The organism is Pedococcus sp. P2_D9 (assembly GCF_056404275.1).
Genome location: NZ_JBFUEI010000004.1, coordinates 318,300 through 336,892, shown reverse-complemented (window position 1 = coordinate 336,892; position 18,593 = coordinate 318,300). Strand labels below are relative to the sequence as shown.

General features: G+C 70.3%; 14 protein-coding genes. 8 read left to right on the top strand and 6 right to left on the bottom strand.

Translation table 11 applies throughout. From position 1 onward, the window contains the following. Positions 1–136: 136 nt before the first annotated feature. The 5 genes from rbfA (at position 137) to AC1DXJ_RS08910 (ending at position 5,757) form a co-directional block, all read left to right on the top strand. Positions 137–628, top strand: a complete 492-nt coding sequence (gene rbfA / locus AC1DXJ_RS08930) for a 30S ribosome-binding factor RbfA (RefSeq protein WP_477615392.1) — start codon at positions 137–139, stop codon at positions 626–628. Then, positions 615–1,529, top strand: a complete 915-nt coding sequence (truB, locus tag AC1DXJ_RS08925; protein WP_477615391.1) for a tRNA pseudouridine(55) synthase TruB — start codon at positions 615–617, stop codon at positions 1,527–1,529. Before rbfA ends, truB begins: the two co-directional genes overlap by 14 nt. Positions 1,530–1,539: 10 nt before the next feature. Beyond that, positions 1,540–2,499, top strand: a complete 960-nt coding sequence (locus AC1DXJ_RS08920; RefSeq protein ID WP_477615390.1) for a bifunctional riboflavin kinase/FAD synthetase — start codon at positions 1,540–1,542, stop codon at positions 2,497–2,499. After that, complete coding sequence (rodA, locus tag AC1DXJ_RS08915) at positions 2,463–3,644, top strand: rod shape-determining protein RodA (RefSeq protein WP_477615389.1); 1,182 nt, start codon at positions 2,463–2,465, stop codon at positions 3,642–3,644. The genes AC1DXJ_RS08920 and rodA overlap by 37 nt, the downstream gene beginning before the upstream one ends. Before the next feature lie 244 nt (positions 3,645–3,888). Further along, positions 3,889–5,757, top strand: a complete 1,869-nt coding sequence (locus tag AC1DXJ_RS08910) for an AMP-dependent synthetase/ligase (protein ID WP_477636859.1) — start codon at positions 3,889–3,891, stop codon at positions 5,755–5,757. A 14-nt stretch (positions 5,758–5,771) separates the two neighbouring features. On the opposite strand, the gene AC1DXJ_RS08905 is transcribed toward AC1DXJ_RS08910, so the two are convergent. After that, on the bottom strand, positions 5,772–6,383 hold the full coding sequence (locus AC1DXJ_RS08905; RefSeq protein WP_477615387.1) for a protein-L-isoaspartate O-methyltransferase family protein: 612 nt from the start codon (positions 6,381–6,383) through the stop codon (positions 5,772–5,774). 187 nt (positions 6,384–6,570) lie between these two features. Here AC1DXJ_RS08905 and AC1DXJ_RS08900 point away from each other — a divergent pair, with 187 nt between their 5' ends. Next, entirely contained in the window at positions 6,571–7,713 is a 1,143-nt protein-coding gene (locus AC1DXJ_RS08900; protein ID WP_477615386.1) for an alpha/beta hydrolase, read from the top strand. A 6-nt stretch (positions 7,714–7,719) separates the two neighbouring features. Here AC1DXJ_RS08900 and AC1DXJ_RS08895 read toward each other — a convergent pair whose 3' ends face one another. Then, the gene (locus AC1DXJ_RS08895; protein WP_477615385.1) at positions 7,720–8,580 is read right to left on the bottom strand and encodes an SGNH/GDSL hydrolase family protein; all 861 of its coding nucleotides are present in this window, start codon (positions 8,578–8,580) and stop codon (positions 7,720–7,722) included. A gap of 90 nt (positions 8,581–8,670) precedes the next feature. Between AC1DXJ_RS08895 and AC1DXJ_RS08890 the strand changes: the two genes are divergently transcribed. Continuing rightward, positions 8,671–10,677: a TIGR03960 family B12-binding radical SAM protein gene (locus AC1DXJ_RS08890; protein ID WP_477615384.1), complete on the top strand. Its 2,007-nt coding sequence runs from the start codon at positions 8,671–8,673 to the stop codon at positions 10,675–10,677. A gap of 78 nt (positions 10,678–10,755) precedes the next feature. Here the strand turns inward: AC1DXJ_RS08890 and AC1DXJ_RS08885 are convergent, their stop codons facing one another. Both AC1DXJ_RS08885 and AC1DXJ_RS08880 read right to left on the bottom strand, forming a co-directional pair. Then, a complete protein-coding gene (locus AC1DXJ_RS08885) occupies positions 10,756–11,724 on the bottom strand; it encodes a cupredoxin domain-containing protein (protein ID WP_477615383.1) in 969 nt (322 codons plus the stop codon). Between the two features lie 211 nt (positions 11,725–11,935). Continuing rightward, on the bottom strand, positions 11,936–13,822 hold the full coding sequence (locus AC1DXJ_RS08880; RefSeq protein ID WP_477615382.1) for a hemagglutinin: 1,887 nt from the start codon (positions 13,820–13,822) through the stop codon (positions 11,936–11,938). Positions 13,823–14,281: 459 nt separating this feature from the next. Between AC1DXJ_RS08880 and AC1DXJ_RS08875 the strand changes: the two genes are divergently transcribed. After that, positions 14,282–16,225, top strand: coding sequence for a S53 family peptidase (locus AC1DXJ_RS08875; RefSeq protein WP_477615381.1), 1,944 nt, complete (start codon positions 14,282–14,284; stop codon positions 16,223–16,225). A gap of 164 nt (positions 16,226–16,389) precedes the next feature. On the opposite strand, the gene AC1DXJ_RS08870 is transcribed toward AC1DXJ_RS08875, so the two are convergent. Continuing rightward, on the bottom strand, positions 16,390–17,016 hold the full coding sequence (locus AC1DXJ_RS08870; RefSeq protein WP_477615380.1) for a hypothetical protein: 627 nt from the start codon (positions 17,014–17,016) through the stop codon (positions 16,390–16,392). A gap of 152 nt (positions 17,017–17,168) precedes the next feature. After that, entirely contained in the window at positions 17,169–18,536 is a 1,368-nt protein-coding gene (locus tag AC1DXJ_RS08865; RefSeq protein ID WP_477636858.1) for a transaminase, read from the bottom strand. Positions 18,537–18,593: the final 57 nt, after the last annotated feature.

Below are 18,593 nucleotides of genomic sequence, written 5' to 3'. Positions count from 1 at the left end.
TGTCACCGCCGGCCCACCCGGCCAAGCCGGATGATGGCGCCTGCACCTCTCGCAGGCTCGTTCTACGGTGCTGCGCGCCATCATCAGCCTTCGCCTGAGAGTTCCCACCTCACCCACACCAGCAAGGAGTCCTCGCATGGCTGACGCCGGACGCGCGCGCAAGATCGCCGATCGCATCAAGACGCTCATCGCCGCGAACGTCGTGTCGATCGTCAAGGACCCCGACCTGGGCTTCATCACCGTCACCGACGTCCGCGTCACCGGCGACCTCCAGCACGCCTCGGTCTTCTACACCGTGTTCGGTGACGAGGCCCAGCGCGAGAAGACGGCCGCCCTGCTGGAGAAGAACAAGGGTCGCCTGCGGTCGTTCGTCGGCCAGCAGATCCAGATCCGGCTGACGCCCAGCCTGGACTTCTTCGCCGACGCGATCCCCGAGACCGCCGCGCACATGGAGGACCTGCTGCGCGAGGCCAAGGAGCGCGACGAGGCGGTGGCTGCGGCTGCGGCCGGCGCGACCTACGCCGGCGACGCCGACCCCTACCGCAAGCCCGAGCCCGAGGACGAGGCTCCTTCCACGGACGACCCCAGGGGCGACACCAGCGACGACGGCGCGGATGCCCGCGCCTGACGGCCTGCTCGTCGTCGACAAGCCGTCGGGCTGGACCAGCCACGACGTGGTCGGCCGGGCCCGTCGGCTGTGCGGGACGCGCAAGGTCGGCCATGCCGGCACCCTCGACCCGATGGCGACCGGCGTCCTGGTGCTCGGCATCGGCCGGGCCACCCGGCTGCTGACCTTCCTCGTCGGCTGCGACAAGGACTACACCGCCACCATCCGGCTGGGCCAGGCCACGATCACCGACGACGCCGAAGGGGAGGTCACCTCCTCCACGGCCGCAGATGGCGTCACCCCGGGACAGCTGGAAGCGGCCGTGAGCCAGCTGACCGGCGACATCGAGCAGGTGCCGAGCTCGGTCTCGGCCATCAAGGTCAAGGGTGAGCGCTCCTACCACCGGGTCCGGGCGGGCGAGGACGTCGACCTGCCCCCACGACCGGTGACGGTCAGCCGGTTCGACATCCTCGCGACGCGCCCGGGTGACGTGGGCGGCATACCCGTGCTCGACGTGGACGTCGAGGTGACGGTGAGCTCCGGCACCTACGTCCGTGCGCTCGCCCGCGACCTCGGTGCCGCACTCGGCGTCGGCGGCCACCTGAGCGCGTTGCGCCGCACCAGGGTCGGGGCCTTCACCCTGGACCGGGCGCACGACCTCGAGGCGCTCGGCGCCGTCGAGGACCCGGAGCAGATGCCGGTCACCCCGCTCGCCGATGCGGCTCGCGCCCAGTTCATCGTGCGCGAGCTCACCGACTCGGAGACCACCGCGCTGGGCTATGGCCAGCGGGTCGAGTCCGCGCAGGAGGGGCGCACCGAGCCGGTCGCGGCCTTCTCGCCGGACGGCCGGCTGGTCGCGATGCTCGACGAGACCGGACGTCAGGCCAGGGCGCACGTCGTGTTTGCCCCCGCTGGTTCGTAGAGTGTCCTCCGTGCACCGCTGGACCGATCCCGCCCAGACCCCTGAGGGCCTGCGCCCCTCCGTCGCCACCTTCGGCAACTTCGACGGAGTCCACCTCGGACACCGAGCGGTGCTGGCCCGCCTGCTCGCCGAGGCGACCGAGCGGGGCCTGCCCAGTGTGGCCGTCACGTTCGACCCGCACCCGGCGGCGATCTTCCACCCCGAGACCCTCGAGCTCATCGCGCCGGGGCGGCTGCGCGACGAGCTGCTCGAGACCACCGGCATCGACGGCCTGCTCGTGCTCGACTTCACGGAGGAGTTCGCGCAGCAGAGCGCCGAGGAGTTCATCGTCCACACCTTCGTCGAGACGCTCGGTGTCAGCGCGATCGTCGTCGGCGAGGACGCCCGCGGGTTCGGGCGTGGCTACACCGGCGACGTGTCCACCCTCGCGGCGCTGGGGGAGGAGCACGGCTTCGACGTGGTCGTCCTCGACGACCTCGGCAACGGCGAGCGCTGGTCGTCCTCCGCGGTGCGTCGCCACCTCGCCGCCGGCGAGGTGGGAGCCGCCTCTGCGATCCTCGGACGGCCGCACCGCATGACCGGCACCGTCGTGCACGGCGCCCACCGCGGGCGTGAGCTGGGCTACCCGACCGCCAACCTCGCGCCGGACTCGCTCGGCCTCGTCCCCGCGGACGGGGTGTATGCCGGGTGGCTCACCCGGGTGGCCAAGCCCGCGAACGACCCCGAGCGGACCCTGCCGGCAGCGATCTCGGTGGGGACCAACCCGACCTTCGACGGGACCGTGCGGACCGTGGAGGCCTATGTCCTCGACCGGACGGACCTCGACCTCTACGACGAGGAGGTCACCGTCGAGTTCGTCGAGCACATCCGCCCCACGCTGCGCTTCGACTCCATCGACGAGCTGCTCCAGGCCATGGCCGGGGACATCGAGAAGTGTCGACGGGTCCTCACCTCGATCGTCCCGTCCTGACGAGCAGGTCCCGCTCCGGCGGGACCTGGGCCAGGGCGAGTGGCGGCGCGGCGCGGTGGAGCCGGAGCGACTGGGGGCTGGTCGTCGCGGCCCTCGGGCTCTCGCTGATCGGGGCGCTGCTCGTCTGGTCGGCGACCCGGCACCAGGCCGGGTCGGCCTATCTCGTGCGGCACCTGACCAACACCGTCCTCGGCGTGGCGCTGGCCGCCGCCGTGACCAGGACCGGGTACCAGCTGCTGCGGGCGGTGGCGCCCCTGCTCTACCTCGCGTCCGTCGCGGGGCTGGTGCTGGTGCTCACCCCGGTCGGGTCGACCGTCAACGGGTCGCACTCGTGGATCCTGCTGCCCGGGGGATTCTCGGTCCAGCCGTCGGAGTTCGCCAAGGTCGCCCTGTGCCTCGGCCTGGCGATCCTGCTGGGGGAGCGGATCGACCGCCAGGCCCAGCCCGACGGTCGTGACCTGCTCCTCGCCGTCCTCGTGGTGGGCGTCCCCGTCGGGCTGGTCATGCTCCAGCCCGACCTCGGGTCGGCCCTCGTCCTCGGATCGCTCGGGTTCGGCGTGATCGCGGTCGCCGGCACCCCCAAGCGCTACCTCGCGGCTGCAACGGCCCTGGTGGCGGCGGCTGTCGTCGTTGCCCTCACCACGCCCGTCCTCAGTGACTACCAGCGGGATCGGCTGACGGCCTTCGCCGACCCGCAGGCGGACCCTCAGGGGATCGGGTACCAGACCCGCCAGGTGCGCATCGCCATCGGCTCCGGGGGCTGGCAGGGCCAGGGCCTGTTCGAGGGTCGGCAGACCCAGGGCGGGTTCATCCCCTACCAGCAGACCGACTTCGTGTTCTCCGTGGCGGGGGAGGAGCTGGGCTTCCTCGGCGCCGCAGGCCTGCTGCTGCTCCTGGGGTTCGTGGTGCTGCGCGCCGTCCTCGTGGCCGCACGGGCCCAGGACGCGTTCGGACGGCTGATGGCCTCCGGGGTCGCGGTGTGGTTCCTGTTCCAGGTCTTCGAGAACGTCGGCATGAACCTGGGGATCACGCCGGTCACCGGACTGCCGCTGCCGTTCCTGTCGTACGGCGGGTCCTCGATGTTCGCCTGCTGGCTGGCGGTCGGCCTGGTCAACAACGCACACCTGGCCTCGCGGCGGCGCTGAACCACGCGGCATACCGCCGACACGAGACCTGACCGCACGAAGCGTGACGCGTTCAACGCGCTCCGCGGCAACGTCCAACTGTTTGGCCACAATCGCGCTCGATCACCCCCGTTGGACCCTCGTGCGTGGCACTATCCCCGGCAACCCCTGTCACCCCTGTCACGCCGTGTCACCGCACTGTCACCGCACGCAGTCTCACCCCACTGTCACCCCACACTCCCTGTCACCGAGCCGAGGACGGTCAATGTCGACTCAAGCCCCCCATGCCACCTCCACGAGAGCCGCCTCCAGGAACGAGCGCTTCAGCGCCGCCGTCCTGGAGCAACGCCCGCCCACGGTGGCCCACCTGTTCCGTGACCGGGTCGCCAAGACGCCGCAGGCCGAGGCGTTCCGCTTCGCGGAGGACGACTCCTGGTCGTCGGTGACCTGGAGCCAGGTGCGCGAGCGCGCCTACCGCCTCGCCGCCGGCCTGATCGCCCTCGGCGTACGGCCCGAGGACCGCGTGGCCATCGCCTCCTCGACGCGCTATGAATGGGCGCTTGCGGACCTCGCGGTGATGTGCGCCGGTGGTGCCACCACAACGATCTACCCGACGACGATCGCCCCGGACGTCGCCTACATCCTGTCCAACTCGGGCAGCGTGGTCGTGTTCGCCGAGGACGACGACCAGGTCGCCAAGCTTCGGGAGCGCCGGATCGACCTGCCGGAGATCGTCCGCGTCGTGACCATCGACGGCACCACGGACGGTGACTGGGTGATCAGCCTCGACGAGCTCGAGCAGATGGGCGCCGAGCTGCTCACGACGAACTCCTCGGCCGTCGACGACCGCATCGACGCCCTCACCAAGGACCAGCTCGCCACCATCATCTACACCTCGGGCACGACGGGCCGTCCCAAGGGCGTCCGCCTCAGCCACGACGCGTGGACCTACGAAGCCGCTGCCGTCGACTCGATCGGCATCCTGAACCCCAGCGACCTCCAGTACCTCTGGCTGCCGCTGGCGCACGTCTTCGGCAAGGTGCTGCTGACCCTGCCCCTGCAGATGGGCTTCCCGACGGCGATCGACGGCCGCGTCGACAAGATCGTCGACAACCTCGCCGTCGTCCAGCCGACCTTCATGGGGGCCGCACCGCGCATCTTCGAGAAGGCCTACGGCCGGATCACGACGATGGTCGCGAACGAGGGCGGCGTGAAGGCCAAGCTGTTCGCGTGGGCCACCGGCGTGGGCGCCAAGGTCGCCGACGCCCGCGCGCGAGGCGAGGAGCCCTCGGGCATGCTCGCCCGCCAGTACGCCGTCGCCGACAAGCTCGTGCTGCACAAGGTGCGGGCCCGCTTCGGCGGTCGGATCCGGTTCTTCATCTCCGGGTCTGCGGCGCTCAACAAGGACATCGCGACCTGGTTCGACTCCGTCGGCCTGGTCATCCTGGAGGGCTACGGCCTCACCGAGACCAGCGCGGCGTCGTTCGTCAACCGGCCGGCCACCAACGCCATCGGCACCGTCGGCTGGGCCCTGCCCGGCACCGAGGTCCAGATCGCCGAGGACGGCGAGGTCCTGCTGCGTGGTCCCGGCGTGATGGAGGGCTACCACAACAAGCCCGAGGACACGGCCGAGACCAAGGACGCCGATGGCTGGTTGCACACCGGCGACATCGGGACCCTCGACGACAACGGGTACCTCAAGATCACCGACCGCAAGAAGGACTTCTTCAAGACGTCCGGTGGCAAGTACGTCGGTCCCTCGCTCATCGAGTCGACCTTCAAGGGCCTGTGCCCCTACGTCAGCCAGTTCATGGTCTACGGGTCCGACCACAACTTCGTGACGGCCCTGGTCACCCTCGACGCCGACGCGATCAAGGAGTGGGCCGACCTGCACGGAGTCGCCGGCGACTACCGCGCGATCGTCACCTCCCCGGAGGTGCGCGACATGGTGCAGATGTACGTCGACAACCTCAACGTCAACCTCAACCGCTGGGAGCAGATCAAGAAGTTCACGATCCTCGACCACGACCTCACCATCGAGGACGGTGACCTCACGCCGAGCCTCAAGCTGCGCCGCAAGGCCGTGAGCGAGAAGTACCAGACGACGCTCGACGCGCTCTACACCAGCCAGTAGGTCGCGCCAGAGGGTTAGTCCGCAGGACCCGGAGCAGCAGCTCCACGCGGCGGGTCGGCGACGAGGGGCACGAAGCGGTACCACCCGTGCTCCTCGACCGCCGGCCCGCTGTCGCGTGCCACCACCCGGACCATCCGTCCAGCGACCGGGATGACGAGCACACCTCGTGGTGCCAGCTGCCGGACGAGCTCGGCAGGGAGCGACGGCGCCTGCGCGGACACCAGGATGCGGTCATACGGTCCGTATGCCGCGTGGCCCAGCTCGCCCGGCACGGCCGCCTCGACGTGCGCCCACGGCATACCCCTCAGCGCCAGGTTGGCGGCGCCGAAGGTGACGAGGTCGGGAACCCGCTCCACGCCGGTCACCCGGCCCGCCGGTCCGGTCAGGTGGGCCAGCAGGGCCGTGGACCAGCCGGACCCGGAGCCGACGTCGAGGACCCGGTCACCGGGCTGGACGTCGAGCAGCTCCAACATCTGCCGGACGGTCGTCGGTTGGCTGTTGGTCTGGCCGTGACCGATCGGGAGCGGCGCATCGCGCTCGCTGTGACGTCGTTGGGCGGGCGGCAGGAACGCCAGACGGGGGACCGCCTGCATCGCCGCGGCCACTCGTTCGGCCGTGCTCGGCACCCGTCCAGTATCGCCGGACGGGGTCGCCCAGCGCTCCGCGGGCTGGGTTCTGACCTGCCGGCCCAACGCGAACCTGAATGCGCGCTGAGGCTCCCAGCCAACCCCCAGCCAGCACGCAGTCTGCTCACATCGGCCGCGCGCACGCTGGGTTCGTGCCCTGGTGCTGGGGCCGGTCGGAGGTTTGCGCATGCCCCTGCTTGGTTGGCCCCTGCTCGTGACGCTGGGTCTGGCGACGGTCGCCACGACCGTCCTGGCGCTCGTGATGTGGTCCCGCGTCCGCGGCCCTGCCCCTGCGCGCGTGGGGCAGAGGGTCGCGCTGGTCGTGGCGTCCCAGCTCGCCGCGGTGCTGCTGGTCGCGGCTGCCCTCAACGACTACGGGTTCTTCTACGGGTCCTGGTCGGAGCTGTTGGGCACGTCGTCCTCGGCGGCTGCGGCGGTCCACGCCGGGGTGAACCCACCGACGAGGCGCCACGGCGCCCTCCCGGTGGCAGCCACCAGCGACGCCTCCCTCGGGGGTGTCGACTCCTGGTCGACGCCTGCGCAGTGGGCCACGCGCGGGCGGGTGGAGACCCTCACCCTGTCAGGCGCGCACAGCGGACTGTCCGAACCTGCCGCGGTCTACCTGCCACCGCAGTACTTCCAGAGGGCGTACGCGCGGACCATGTTCCCGGGGGTGGAGGTGTTCACCGGCTACCCGGGAACCACGAGGAACCTGGTCTCGCGGATGAAGTACCCGGATGTCCTGCTGTCGCAGATCGACGCGCACCGTGCGCGGCCGATGGTCCTGGTCATGATGCGACCGACCGTGGCACCGCCGCGGGACACCGAGTGCAGCGACGTGCCGGCCGGACCCCAGACCCTGACCTACTTCGGTGAGGACGTCCCGAGGACGGTGTCCCAGACCCTGCGGGTCGCTCCCGTCGGTTGGGGTGCCATCGGTGACTCCACCGGAGGCTACTGCGCAACCAAGCTCCTGCTCACCCACGCCTCGGTGTTCACGACGGCGGCCTCCCTCTCCGGCTACTACCACACGCTCCGGGACGGGACGACCGGAGACCTCTGGGGTGGGTCGTCGGTGCTGCGGGACCTCAACGACCCGGAATGGCTGGTGCGCCACCAGCCCGAACCCCCGGTCTCGCTCTTTGCGACGATCGGGACCGGCGAAGTCGGGGGCACGGGGATCCGCGACACCCGGCGGTTCGTCGCGCTCGTGCACGCCCCGATGTCCGTGACGACCGTGGTCGTCCCCGGCGGCGGACACAACTTCGCCACGTGGTCGGCCCTGATGCCGCAGGCCCTCGACTTCCTGTCCGCCCACCTCGGCGCCTGACCGTCCTCAGGGAGGTGTCGCCGCCAGCAGGGCACGGGCGATCACCTGGTGACCGGCGGCGTTCGGGTGGTCCCCGTCGGAGGACAGCAGCGGGGTGGGGTTGCGGTTGCCGTCCGCGCTGAGGAACGGTGCGTAGAGGTCCACGCAGGTGTCACCGAAGGTCCGCGCCGTCGCGCAGATCGCTCGGTTGGCGGCCAGCGTCACGGTGTCGCTCCAGTCGGCGAAGCCCAGCCCGCGCTGCTGGTCGGCGACGTCGCCGTCCTCGAACACGTTCCAGTAGGTCGTCACCTCCACCCGCTGACCGGCGTGCCCGAGGTCCCTGATCCGGGCGAGGTCCTTCGCGAGCCCGCGCGCCATGGCTGTCACGGCTGGCGCCCTGCAGGCCGCACCGCACCCCGTCCGTTCCCACTGGTCCTCGAGTGGTCCGAGGTCGTTGGCCCCGATGGTCAGCACGACCGTGTCAGCCGACGCCACCGACCCGGACGGTCCCGACTGGGTCAGCTGCGCGGCGAGCGAGCCGGTCGTCAGGCCCGGCACCCCGAGGTTGGTGGCGGTCGCAGCCCGCCCGTCCCGCGCCGCGACCAGGTCGGCGAGCCGCTCCACGAACGCTGCGCAGTCACAGTTGGACCCGGCGGTGACCGAGTCTCCGAGTCCCACGATGGACATGGTGTCCGAGGTGGTCGGGGTCGCCCCCTGCGGCGACGCCGACGGGGTGCTGCGCACCTGGGGGAGGGCGGTGTGCACCGGGGTCGATCCAGCGGGTGGTCGCGACCCGACCACGCCCACCACCGCCGCGATGGCGACCGCACCGACCGCCAGGGCGACGCCGCCGGCCACGACGCGTGGCGACGGGAGGTGGCGAGGCACCCGCGCGATGGTAGGAGCCCTTGCTGTGAGAAGCGTGGGAATCGTCGCATTTTCGGCACTCGGCGGTGCCGCCGTTACCCTTGTCCCACCATGACCCACACCTGCGGCGCCTCCGTCTTCCCGCTGCTCGAGCCGTTGCTCGAGCAGGTCAGCAAGCCCATCCAGTACGTCGGGGGCGAGCTGAACTCCACGGTGAAGGACTGGAACTGCGGCGGTCACGGCCCGGACGGCCAGGAGCTGACCACCCGCTGGGCGCTGATGTACCCGGACGCGTACGAGGTGGGCGTGCCGAACCAGGGCGTCATGATCCTCTACGAAGTGCTCAACGAGCGCCCGGACGCCCTCGCCGAGCGGACCTATGCGGTCTGGCCGGACTTGGAGGCACTGATGCGCGAGCACGCCGTGCCCCAGTTCACCGTCGATGCGCACCGGTCGGTGCGGGACTTCGACGTGCTCGGGCTGTCCTTCTCGACCGAGCTCGGCTACACCAACATGCTCACCGCACTCGACCTCGCGGGTATCCCGCTGCACGCGGTCGACCGCACCGACGACGACCCGATCGTCATCGCCGGCGGTCACGCCGCGTTCAACCCGGAGCCGGTCGCCGACTTCGTCGACGCTGCGATCGTGGGCGACGGCGAGGAGGCCGTGCTCGCGGTCACCCACCACATCGGTGCCTGGAAGGCGGAGGGTATGCCGGGCGGCCGCCGCGAGCTGCTGCTGCGCCTGGCTCGGACCGGTGGGGTCTACGTCCCGTCGCTCTACGACGTCTCCTACCTGCCCGACGGGCGGATCCAGCGGGTCGCGCCCAAGGCTGACGCCCACGGAGTGCCGTGGCGGGTGTCGAAGCACACCGTCATGGACCTCGACGCGTGGCCCTACCCCAAGCAGCCTCTCGTGCCGCTGGCCGAGTCGGTGCACGAGCGGATGTCCGTCGAGATCTTCCGTGGGTGCACGCGCGGTTGCCGGTTCTGCCAGGCCGGGATGATCACCCGCCCGGTGCGTGAGCGCTCCATCACCGGTATCGGCGAGATGGTCGAACGCGGCCTGGCCGCCACAGGCTTCGAGGAGGTCGGGCTGCTGTCGCTGTCCTCGGCCGACCACTCCGAGATCGCCGACATCGCCAAGGGTCTGGCTGACCGCTACGAAGGCACGCAGACCGGGCTGTCGCTGCCGTCGACCCGCGTCGACGCCTTCAACATCGACCTCGCCAACGAGCTCACCCGCAACGGCCGCCGCTCCGGGCTCACCTTCGCGCCCGAGGGCGGCAGCGAACGCATCCGCAAGGTCATCAACAAGATGGTGTCCGAGGACGACCTCATCAACACCGTCGCCGCGGCGTACGGCGCGGGCTGGCGCCAGGTGAAGCTGTACTTCATGTGTGGCCTGCCCACCGAGACCGACGAGGACGTCCTCCAGATCGCCGAGCTCGCGAAGAAGGTCATCGAGACCGGTCGCCAGGTCTCGGGTCGCCGTGACATCCGGTGCACCGTGTCGATCGGTGGGTTCGTGCCCAAGCCGCACACGCCGTTCCAGTGGTGCGCCCAGCTCGGCGACGAGGAGACCGATGCCCGCCTGGCCAAGCTGCGCGAGGCGATCCGGTCCGACCGCCGCTACGGCTCGTCCATCGGATTCCGTTACCACGACGGCAAGCCCGGCATCGTCGAGGGACTGCTATCCCGTGGCGACCGCCGGATCGGCCGGGTCATCGAACAGGTCTGGCGCGACGGTGGGCGGTTCGACGGCTGGAGCGAGCACTTCTCGTTCGACCGGTGGATGACGGCGGCCGACACCGCGCTGGCCGACCTCCCGGTCGACGTGGCCTGGTACACCACGCGCGAGCGCGGCGAGACCGAGGTGCTCCCGTGGGACCACATCGACTCGGGGCTCGACAAGGAGTGGCTCTGGGCGGACTGGCAGGACGCCCTCGACGAGACCGAGGTCGACGACTGCCGCTGGACGCCGTGCTTCGACTGCGGGGTCTGCCCGCAGATGGGCACCGACATCGAGGTCGGCCCGACGGGCAAGACGCTGCTCCCTCTGACCGTCCTCGGCGCCGGTCGCGAGGCGATGCTCGCGGGCGACCACACCCACTGACGCGGCACAGCCACCGAGCCTGAAGGATCGTCCGGACCAGGGTCCTGACGATCCTTCAGACTCGCGGGCGCCCGGCTCTCAGGGGACGACGACGACGTCGCCGACCATGCCCATGTCGTCGTGGATGGCGCAGATGTAGTGGAACGTGCCGACGGTGGTGAAGGTGACGTCGAACGGGGTGCCGGGCGCGAGGACCCCACTGTTGAGGTCGCCACCGGCGAAGTGGGTCGGGTCGCCGGATGGGGCCAGGACCGCGAGCCCGGGAGGCTCTTCGCCGAAGGTCACGGTGTGCGGTGCGCCGGGTCCGGCCACGTAGAACGAGACCGTGTGGCCCACGTGCACGACGAGGTGGTCACGGACGAACCGCGACACCCCGAAGCCCTCGCCGTCCACGCCGACCAGGACACGGGACCCGGTGGTGGCGTGCGACTGCCGGGCCTGCCGCCAGGCGTCCCGTCCGTGACCGAGCGCGGCCTGGGCCTGCTGCGTGCCGACCCTGTCGTAGTCCTGCTGGGTGTAGGGGTAGGCGGTGCCGGCCGGACGGACGTGCACCGTGCCCGTCATCATCAGACCGTGCAGCAGGCAGACGTACGTGAAGTCGCCGGTGGTCGTGAAGGTCAGCTGGTAGCTGGTGGCGGGGTTGGTGAACACGAAGATCGGCTGCGTGGCCAGGATTCCGGAGTTGGCGTAGGCGGTGCCGTTGTAGGGCGAGGATCCCTGGGCGGCGGTCTGTGACGGGTCGAACGGGTTGAACTCGGGCAGCGCCGTCCCGGGGGCAAGGAAGGTCACGGTGTGCGGCTCTGCGCTGTTGGAGGTCCAGTGGACGGTGTCGCCGGCGTCGACCCAGATGTTCTCGGGCAGGAAGGCCATGGCGGTGACGGCCATGTCGGGGGTCTCGGCGCCGACGCGCACGTGCCACGTGACGGGTGCAGCCGTTGCCGCCGAGGCACTCGAGCCGAGGGCGACTGGGATGACGAGGGGGATGGCGAGGGCTATGACGGAGACGACGGCCAGCACGAGCCGTCGCAGCATTGACTTCGCGGACATGGGTGCTCCTCAAGGGGGACTCACGGTCGCGGTCGCGGCCGCGTCGGATTGCTCGTGGGCCCCTTCAGCGCGCGCACTCCATGACAAGGGTGCTCGTCCGGCCATGACGTGACCTCATGCCTTTGGACGATTTCCGGCGTCCTCCGCTCCTGGACGCCGAGCTGTCAGGCTCGGCAGCGCMGCCTCGAAGGAATGGACTGATGGTGGGGCGTTACGGGCTCGAGATCGTCCCGCCGTTGGCCACGGTCAGCGCCGACGTCTCGTGGCAGCTGGCCGGGATGTCACGCTGCCCGGGGTTGGTGCTGTCGTAGCTGACCCGCCACGAGAACGAGCCGGAGGCCGTCTGCGCCGGGGCGTTGCCCGACAGGACGGACTGCGGTGAGGCGCCGGCGACGGTCCTGGTCGTCGAGAACGCGCTCGATCCGGTGCAGGCGCCGTTGGTGAAGAACTCGAACGACACGGTGCCAGCCATGGCGCCGCCGGCGGTGGCAGACACGGTCACCGAGTCGCTCGGCACCCAGGTCTGCGCACTGGTCAGCGACGACGGCACGGTGGTGACGACGACGTCCTCGTTGGTGTCGTCGCACGCGGTGTTGTGGGTCGTGCCGTTGTTGTTAGGCAGGTTCCCGCTGTACGAGGCCGCCCAGTGGTAGGTGCCTGCCGCGGTCGGGACGAACTGCGGGTTCGGCGTGTTGTAGGTGCCGTTGCCGCTGACCGTGACCGCACCGGAGGTGTACGCCGCCGTGGTGCAGTTGTCCGGCCCGAACAGGGTGAACGTCACCGTTCCGCCCGCTGCAGCACCACCGGTACCGGTCAGGTTGATGACCGGGTTGGCCGGCTGGGTGGCCAAGCCGCTCAGGGTGGCGGTGTCACTCACGGAACCACCCAGGACGACGTCGTCACTGGCCGTGGTGGCGAGGTCGGGCGTCACCGGGTTGACGGTGAAGCACTCGCTGGCTCGCGAGTCGGACGAGCCGGGGATGCCGTTGGCCGGGTCGCCGCTCCACGCTGCCCGCCAGCAGTATCGACCTGCCGAGGTCACGTAGGCGATCGGCGACAGGACCGTCACGGGGTAGGCCGCGCCGGTCAGGTTGGTCGATCCGACCGAGGTCCCGCCAGTCGTGCACAGCCCGGGGGAGTCGACCTTGCAGAGGTTGAACGCGACTGAGCCAGTCGGGGTGGCGGTACCGCCCACGAGGTCAACCACGGCCGAGTCCTTCACGGACACGACACCCGTCCCGATGGACAGACCACCTGCAGGGATGTCACCACCGGCGCCGGTCTTCGGCGTGGTGACGGTCGTGGAGGTGCAGTTGGTGATCGGAGGAGCGTTCTTGAGGATGGTGTCCTTGTAGTCGGCCGAGTCGGAGTTGCCCGTCACCGTGCTGGGAATGGTGTTGGCGAACGTCTTGCAGGCCGTGCTGCCGCCGAAGATGGTCGCGGTCAGGTCGACCGCTGCTTCGCCGCGGAACCCGTCCGAGCTGTACGCGGCCTGCGAGACGGCGGCGTTCAGCGTGGTCCCAGCGCTCAGGACCAGGTTGGGCGCTGTGCCGGACCAGGTGCGCAGAATCAGGTCCTTGCTGCTGCCGCTCTGGTCCCACAGGATCATGAAGTCGCCGGCCTTGCGGTTCGCCCACGGGTTGCAGGCGGCAATGAGCTGCGCGTCGGTGGCGGTGTCGTAGGCACAGGCGGCGGGAGCCGCGCTCTGCATGAACTCGTAGGCGATGAAGCCGCTGCCGCTGTTGGCGTCGCGCTCCCAGGCGAAGTAGAGCCAGTCGTGGTTGGGGGCGGCGGTGTCACGCTCGGTGTCGAGCCAGGCACGGCGCAGGTCGACCTGGCCGTTCGGGTTCGTCGTGTCCAGCATCGGTAGAGCCGCACTGTGGATGACGCCGATCTTGGTGACGTTCGAGTTCTTCGGGCCCAGCTCCTTGACGTTGCCGAAGCCGTCTGCGAGCTCGGTGGTGTTGGCGTCGGGGACCGTGCCGTCGATATTGAACGGGCCGTCGGCGGCATAGGCCACCTGTGGCACGGCCACCGCTCCCGCGACGACCAGCCCGGCGATGGCGAGCGCGGCCTTCAGCCGCGACCTGCGGGTCATCCTGTTTGCGCCCCCTGCTGCGGTCATGCGTGGTGTCATGACTCCTCCAATTTTCAGCTGCACCGGCCCGGGTTGGAGCCGGGTCGGCATCGCCAGCGGTGTAAGCCGCGGCTCCGTCGTCAGGGGAGCTCCCGCCAGCAGGGGGTTCGGAGGACGGTGGGGTCGTCGGGCACTGTCGGTCGGTGCCGGTCTCCCACGCTAGGACGGCCCGGCGTCGAGCAGGACCGCCACCCGGCGCAGGTGGAAGCACGCCGAAAGTGCTGGAGGAATCAGGCAATCCGGCGATTCACGGCCAAGCAGGCCCCTCGCATGCCATGGCTCTCAGGGAACTCACATGAAACCGGTGACATTTGTCATCGGGCAGGGACCAACCCCCGGTGTCGAATGAGACCGCTCCACCTGCGGGCGGCCGAGACCCGGCTGCCCCGGGCCACTCGTCCCGGAGGTCTGATGTCACGAATGTCGAGAACCGCCTGCGCCGCACTGGGCGCAGCCGCACTGGTCACTGCCGCAACCGCCGGATCCGCCCTGGCTGCCACGTCGGGGCCTCACGCCCTGCCCGGCAGCGTCCCGTCCTGGGCCGTCGCGAAGAACCGCGCCGCCAGCACCGACGGCACCCAGCAGGTCACGTTCCGCGTCTACCTCAACTACCGCGGAGGTGACGCGGCCGCGGCATACGCCAGCTCCGTCTCGACCCCCGGCAGCGCCAACTACAAGAAGTTCCTGACCCCGGCGCAGTTCCGCGCCCAGTTCTCGCCCGTGCAGGCCGACGTGAACAGCGTCTCGGCGTGGCTGAAGAGCCAGGGCTTCTCGATCGGCACGACCCCCGACAACCGCAAGTACGTCGAGGCCACCGGCACGCTCGCCCAGGCGGCCGCCGCCTTCGACACCTCCTTCGCGGAGTACCGCACCGAGGGCAAGGTGGTGCGCGCCAACGCCTCGGCGCTCAAGGTCCCCGCGAGCCTGACCGCCGTCGAGGGCGTCGTCGGGCTCGACGAGTCGCAGACCCTGGCCCACGCGGACAAGGTCACCCCAGGACCGGACCTGTTCCGCAACGCCGAGCCGACGAGCGCCTACTGGGGCGAGAAGACGGTGCAGAACACCCCGACGCCGGACGGCACCGCCCTGCCGGCCTCCCCGAGCGCCTTCGCGCCCAAGGGGTATGCCGGGGCGCAGCTCCAGGGCCTGTACGGCATGACCGGGGCGATCGGCTCCGGCAACGACGGCCGGGGAGTCACGGTCGGCATCATCGACGCCTACGCGTCGCCGACGATCCTCCAGGACGCCAACACCTACTCGGCCGCCCACGGGCTGCCGTCCCTCAACGGTCACTTCACCCAGGTCGTGGCGCCGGGCACCTACAACCGTCCCGAGAACCCCAGGCAGGACCCCCAGGGCTGGGCCGGTGAGGAGACCCTCGACGTCGAGGCTGTCCACACCATGGCTCCGGGAGCCGACATCACCTACATCGGCGCCCCGAACAACTACCGCGACATGGACGCGATCATGAACAAGGTGGTGGACAAGCACCTCGCCGACATCGTCAGCAACTCCTACGGCTACGGCGGCGAAGCACTCCCGGCCGGCACCATCAAGCCGTCGTTGGACACCCAGATCCAGGCGGCCGCAGAGGGCATGACGCTGTTCTTCTCCTCCGGCGACAGCGGCGACGAGACCGGCGGGGTCGCGGGCGCCACCCCCAGCCCGGACTGGCCGGCCTCGAGCCCCTACGTCACGGCGGTGGGCGGCACCAGCGCCGGCGTGTCCCAGGCCAACGGTCGAGTCTTCGAGCTCGGCTGGGAGACCGCCAAGGGCACGCTGAACAAGACCACCACGACGTGGAACACCCCGGCGTTCCTCTACGGCAGCGGCGGCGGCACCTCGCGGCTGTTCGCCCAGCCTTCCTACCAGGCGGGTGTGGTCCCTGCGGCCATCTCGCAGACCTACGGTGGCGGCGCGATGCGCTCGGTGCCCGACGTCGCGGCCCTCGGAGACCCCAACACCGGCATGCTCGTCGGTGAGACCCAGACCTTCCCGGACGGGTCGCAGCAGTACTCCGAGTACCGCATCGGCGGCACCTCGCTCGCCTCGCCGCTCTACGCGGGCATGTTCGCGCTGGCCCAGCAGAAGGCGGGTCACGCGTTCGGTCTCGCCAACCCGGTGCTCTACGGAGCCCGCAGCACCAGCATCGACATCACCAAGTCCGACATCGCGGCCTACCCCGGTGACGTTCGCTCCGACTACGTCAACGGCGTCGACGCCGGCGACGGCTACGTCTACAGCGCTCGCTACTTCGACCGTGATGACGCCCTGACCATCCACGTCCGCCCCGGGTACGACGACGTCACCGGCGTCGGCGTCCCCAACGGACAGGCGTGGTTGAACGCGGTCGCTTCCTCCTGACCGCGCGCGCCGGCGGGTGGGGCCCCTTCACCCTCTCGTCGGCGCCACCCCCTGGCTCCTCGTGCGGAGAGGGTCAGGGTATGCCGCCCGCTCACCCAGGCTCAGCGCCTGAGGTGGGCGGGCGGCGTACGTTCCGCACGGGGGAGGGAGGGTCGGCGAGCCGGTCAGCTCATCGACATCCCGCCGGCTGGTGCGCTGGCGAACCACGGGGAGTGCAGGTCGAGGTAGCGCATGTCCCTCACCTGGGCCATCTCGTCCTCGAACTCGCGACGACGGTCCTCGGGCATCTCCTTCTTCTCGCCGACGCGGGCCTCCTCCTCGCTCCGGAACGCGATGGTCTCGGTGAAGAAACCGTCCTCGTCGATCGCGATGGTGCCGCCGATGATCTCGGGACGCTGCTCCTGGAGCATGTCCATCGGCTGGTCCATGAAGCGCCGGAACCGCTCGGTGTCACTGAGCCGGCCCTGCATGACCTGCACGAAGCCCGCGTCGTCCGAACCGCCGTTCAGGAACATCTGCGCGTTGTCGCAGTCGTGGAAGGTGACGTCACCGTCGAAGCACTCCTGCATCTTGGTGAACCACTCACCCTGCTCGGGCCTGGTGGAGTTCCTCGCAGCAGCCTCCCGGCTCTCGAACCGGACCACGCCCACGAACTCGTTGTCGTCGGTCATGCCGTAGGTCCCCCCGAGCCAGCCCTCGGCCGTCGGTCCCAGCTGCTCTCGCCACTCGTCGGTCAGCTGGTGCATTCGGTCCGCGTCCCGACACTTTCCCTGGATGATCTGGATGAACACCTCGAAACCCTCCGCTCTCTGCAGGGGCCGCTTCCCACTGAAGTGGTCCACCTGACGAAGTTACGCCGGGGCCGCTGCCACGTCACCAGACAATCCGGGCCGTGCGCCGAGCGGTCGGCCAGGCCTGGCCGACCGCGGGGCGAGGACCGTGGTCACGCGAAGAGGGCTCCCACGACCTCGCGGAAGGTCGCGGTGTGCAGGTCGACGTCCGCCCGGCTCGTCTCGGGGCACATCAGGGCCATGTTGTGGAAGGGCGTCATGAGGATGCCCCGGTTGCACATCGCGAGGTGCAGGTAGGCATCGAGCACGTCGTCGGCGGCCGCTGCGGACTCTTGACCGCTACCGGGTGCGGGACGCGCGAAACGGTACTCCGCGCGGGCGCCGAGCTGGCTGATCGACCAGGGGACATCGAGCTCGTCGAGTGTCGCCTGGACGCCGGCGGTGAAGGCCGTCGCCAGCTCGGTCATGTGGCTGAACGCGTCGGGCGTGAGCACCTCCGCGAGCGTGGCCCGCATCGCCGCCGTCGACAGGGCGTTGCCTGCCAGCGTGCCGCCGACGCCACCCACGTCGACGATGTCGGCGTCGCCGGCATCGGTGTGACGGGTGACCGCATCGGCGACCTCTCGGGAGATCCCGTAGGCGCCGCAAGGGATCCCGCCACCGATCGACTTGCCGATGACGAAGATGTCCGGCTCCAGATGCCATTCACGGGTCGCGCCACCCCACCCGGCCGAGAACGTGTGCGTCTCGTCGATCATCAACAGGGCGCCGTACCGGGTGGCGAGCTCGCGGAGCCCGGCCAGGAATCCCTCGTCGGGCAGCACTATCCCGATGTTGGTCAGGGCGGGCTCAGTGAGGATCGCGGCGACGTCGCCGTGGGCCAGCACTGCCTCGACCGACGCGAGGTCGTTCCAGGTCGCGACGCGGGTCGTGAGATCGAGGTCGACCGGGGGAGCGACGTTCCCTGGGCGACTCTGCGCCTTGCCCTCGGGACCGGGCAGGGCGAACGCCTCGTCCACCGAGCCGTGGTAGCAGTAGGCGAACACCAGCACCTTGGGCCGGCCGGTGGCGAGCCGTGCCAGCCGGATCGCCCAGCGGTTCGCGTCGGTCGCGGACAGCGTGAAGCTCCACAACGGCATACCGAAGCGTCGCTCCAGCTCGGCGCCCACCCACTGGGCGTCCGCGGTCGGGAGCATCGTGGTGATGCCGCCCAGGTCGCCGGCCCGGCGCTGGACGGCGGCCACGGTCGCGGCAGGGGAGTGGCCGGCCATCGCGCCCGTGTCGCCGAGGGCGAAGTCGACGTAGGTGTGGCCGTCGACGTCGGTGACCCGGTTGCCGGTCGCGCGGTCGAGGTAGAGCGGGAATCCGCCGGACCACATGTTCATCCAGGTCATCGGCACGCGGCCGAAGAGGTTGTCGGCCTCCTCGAACAAGGCGCTGCTGCGGGGGTGGTTGTCGGTGTATGCCGCCTGCTCACGGTTCAGGAGCGCGGTGAGCCGGGCGCGGTCGAGGTGGGCCATGCGGCCACGCTAGGACCCCGGGCGGGCCGGTCGCAGGCGAGTGCGGATTCCGTTGCG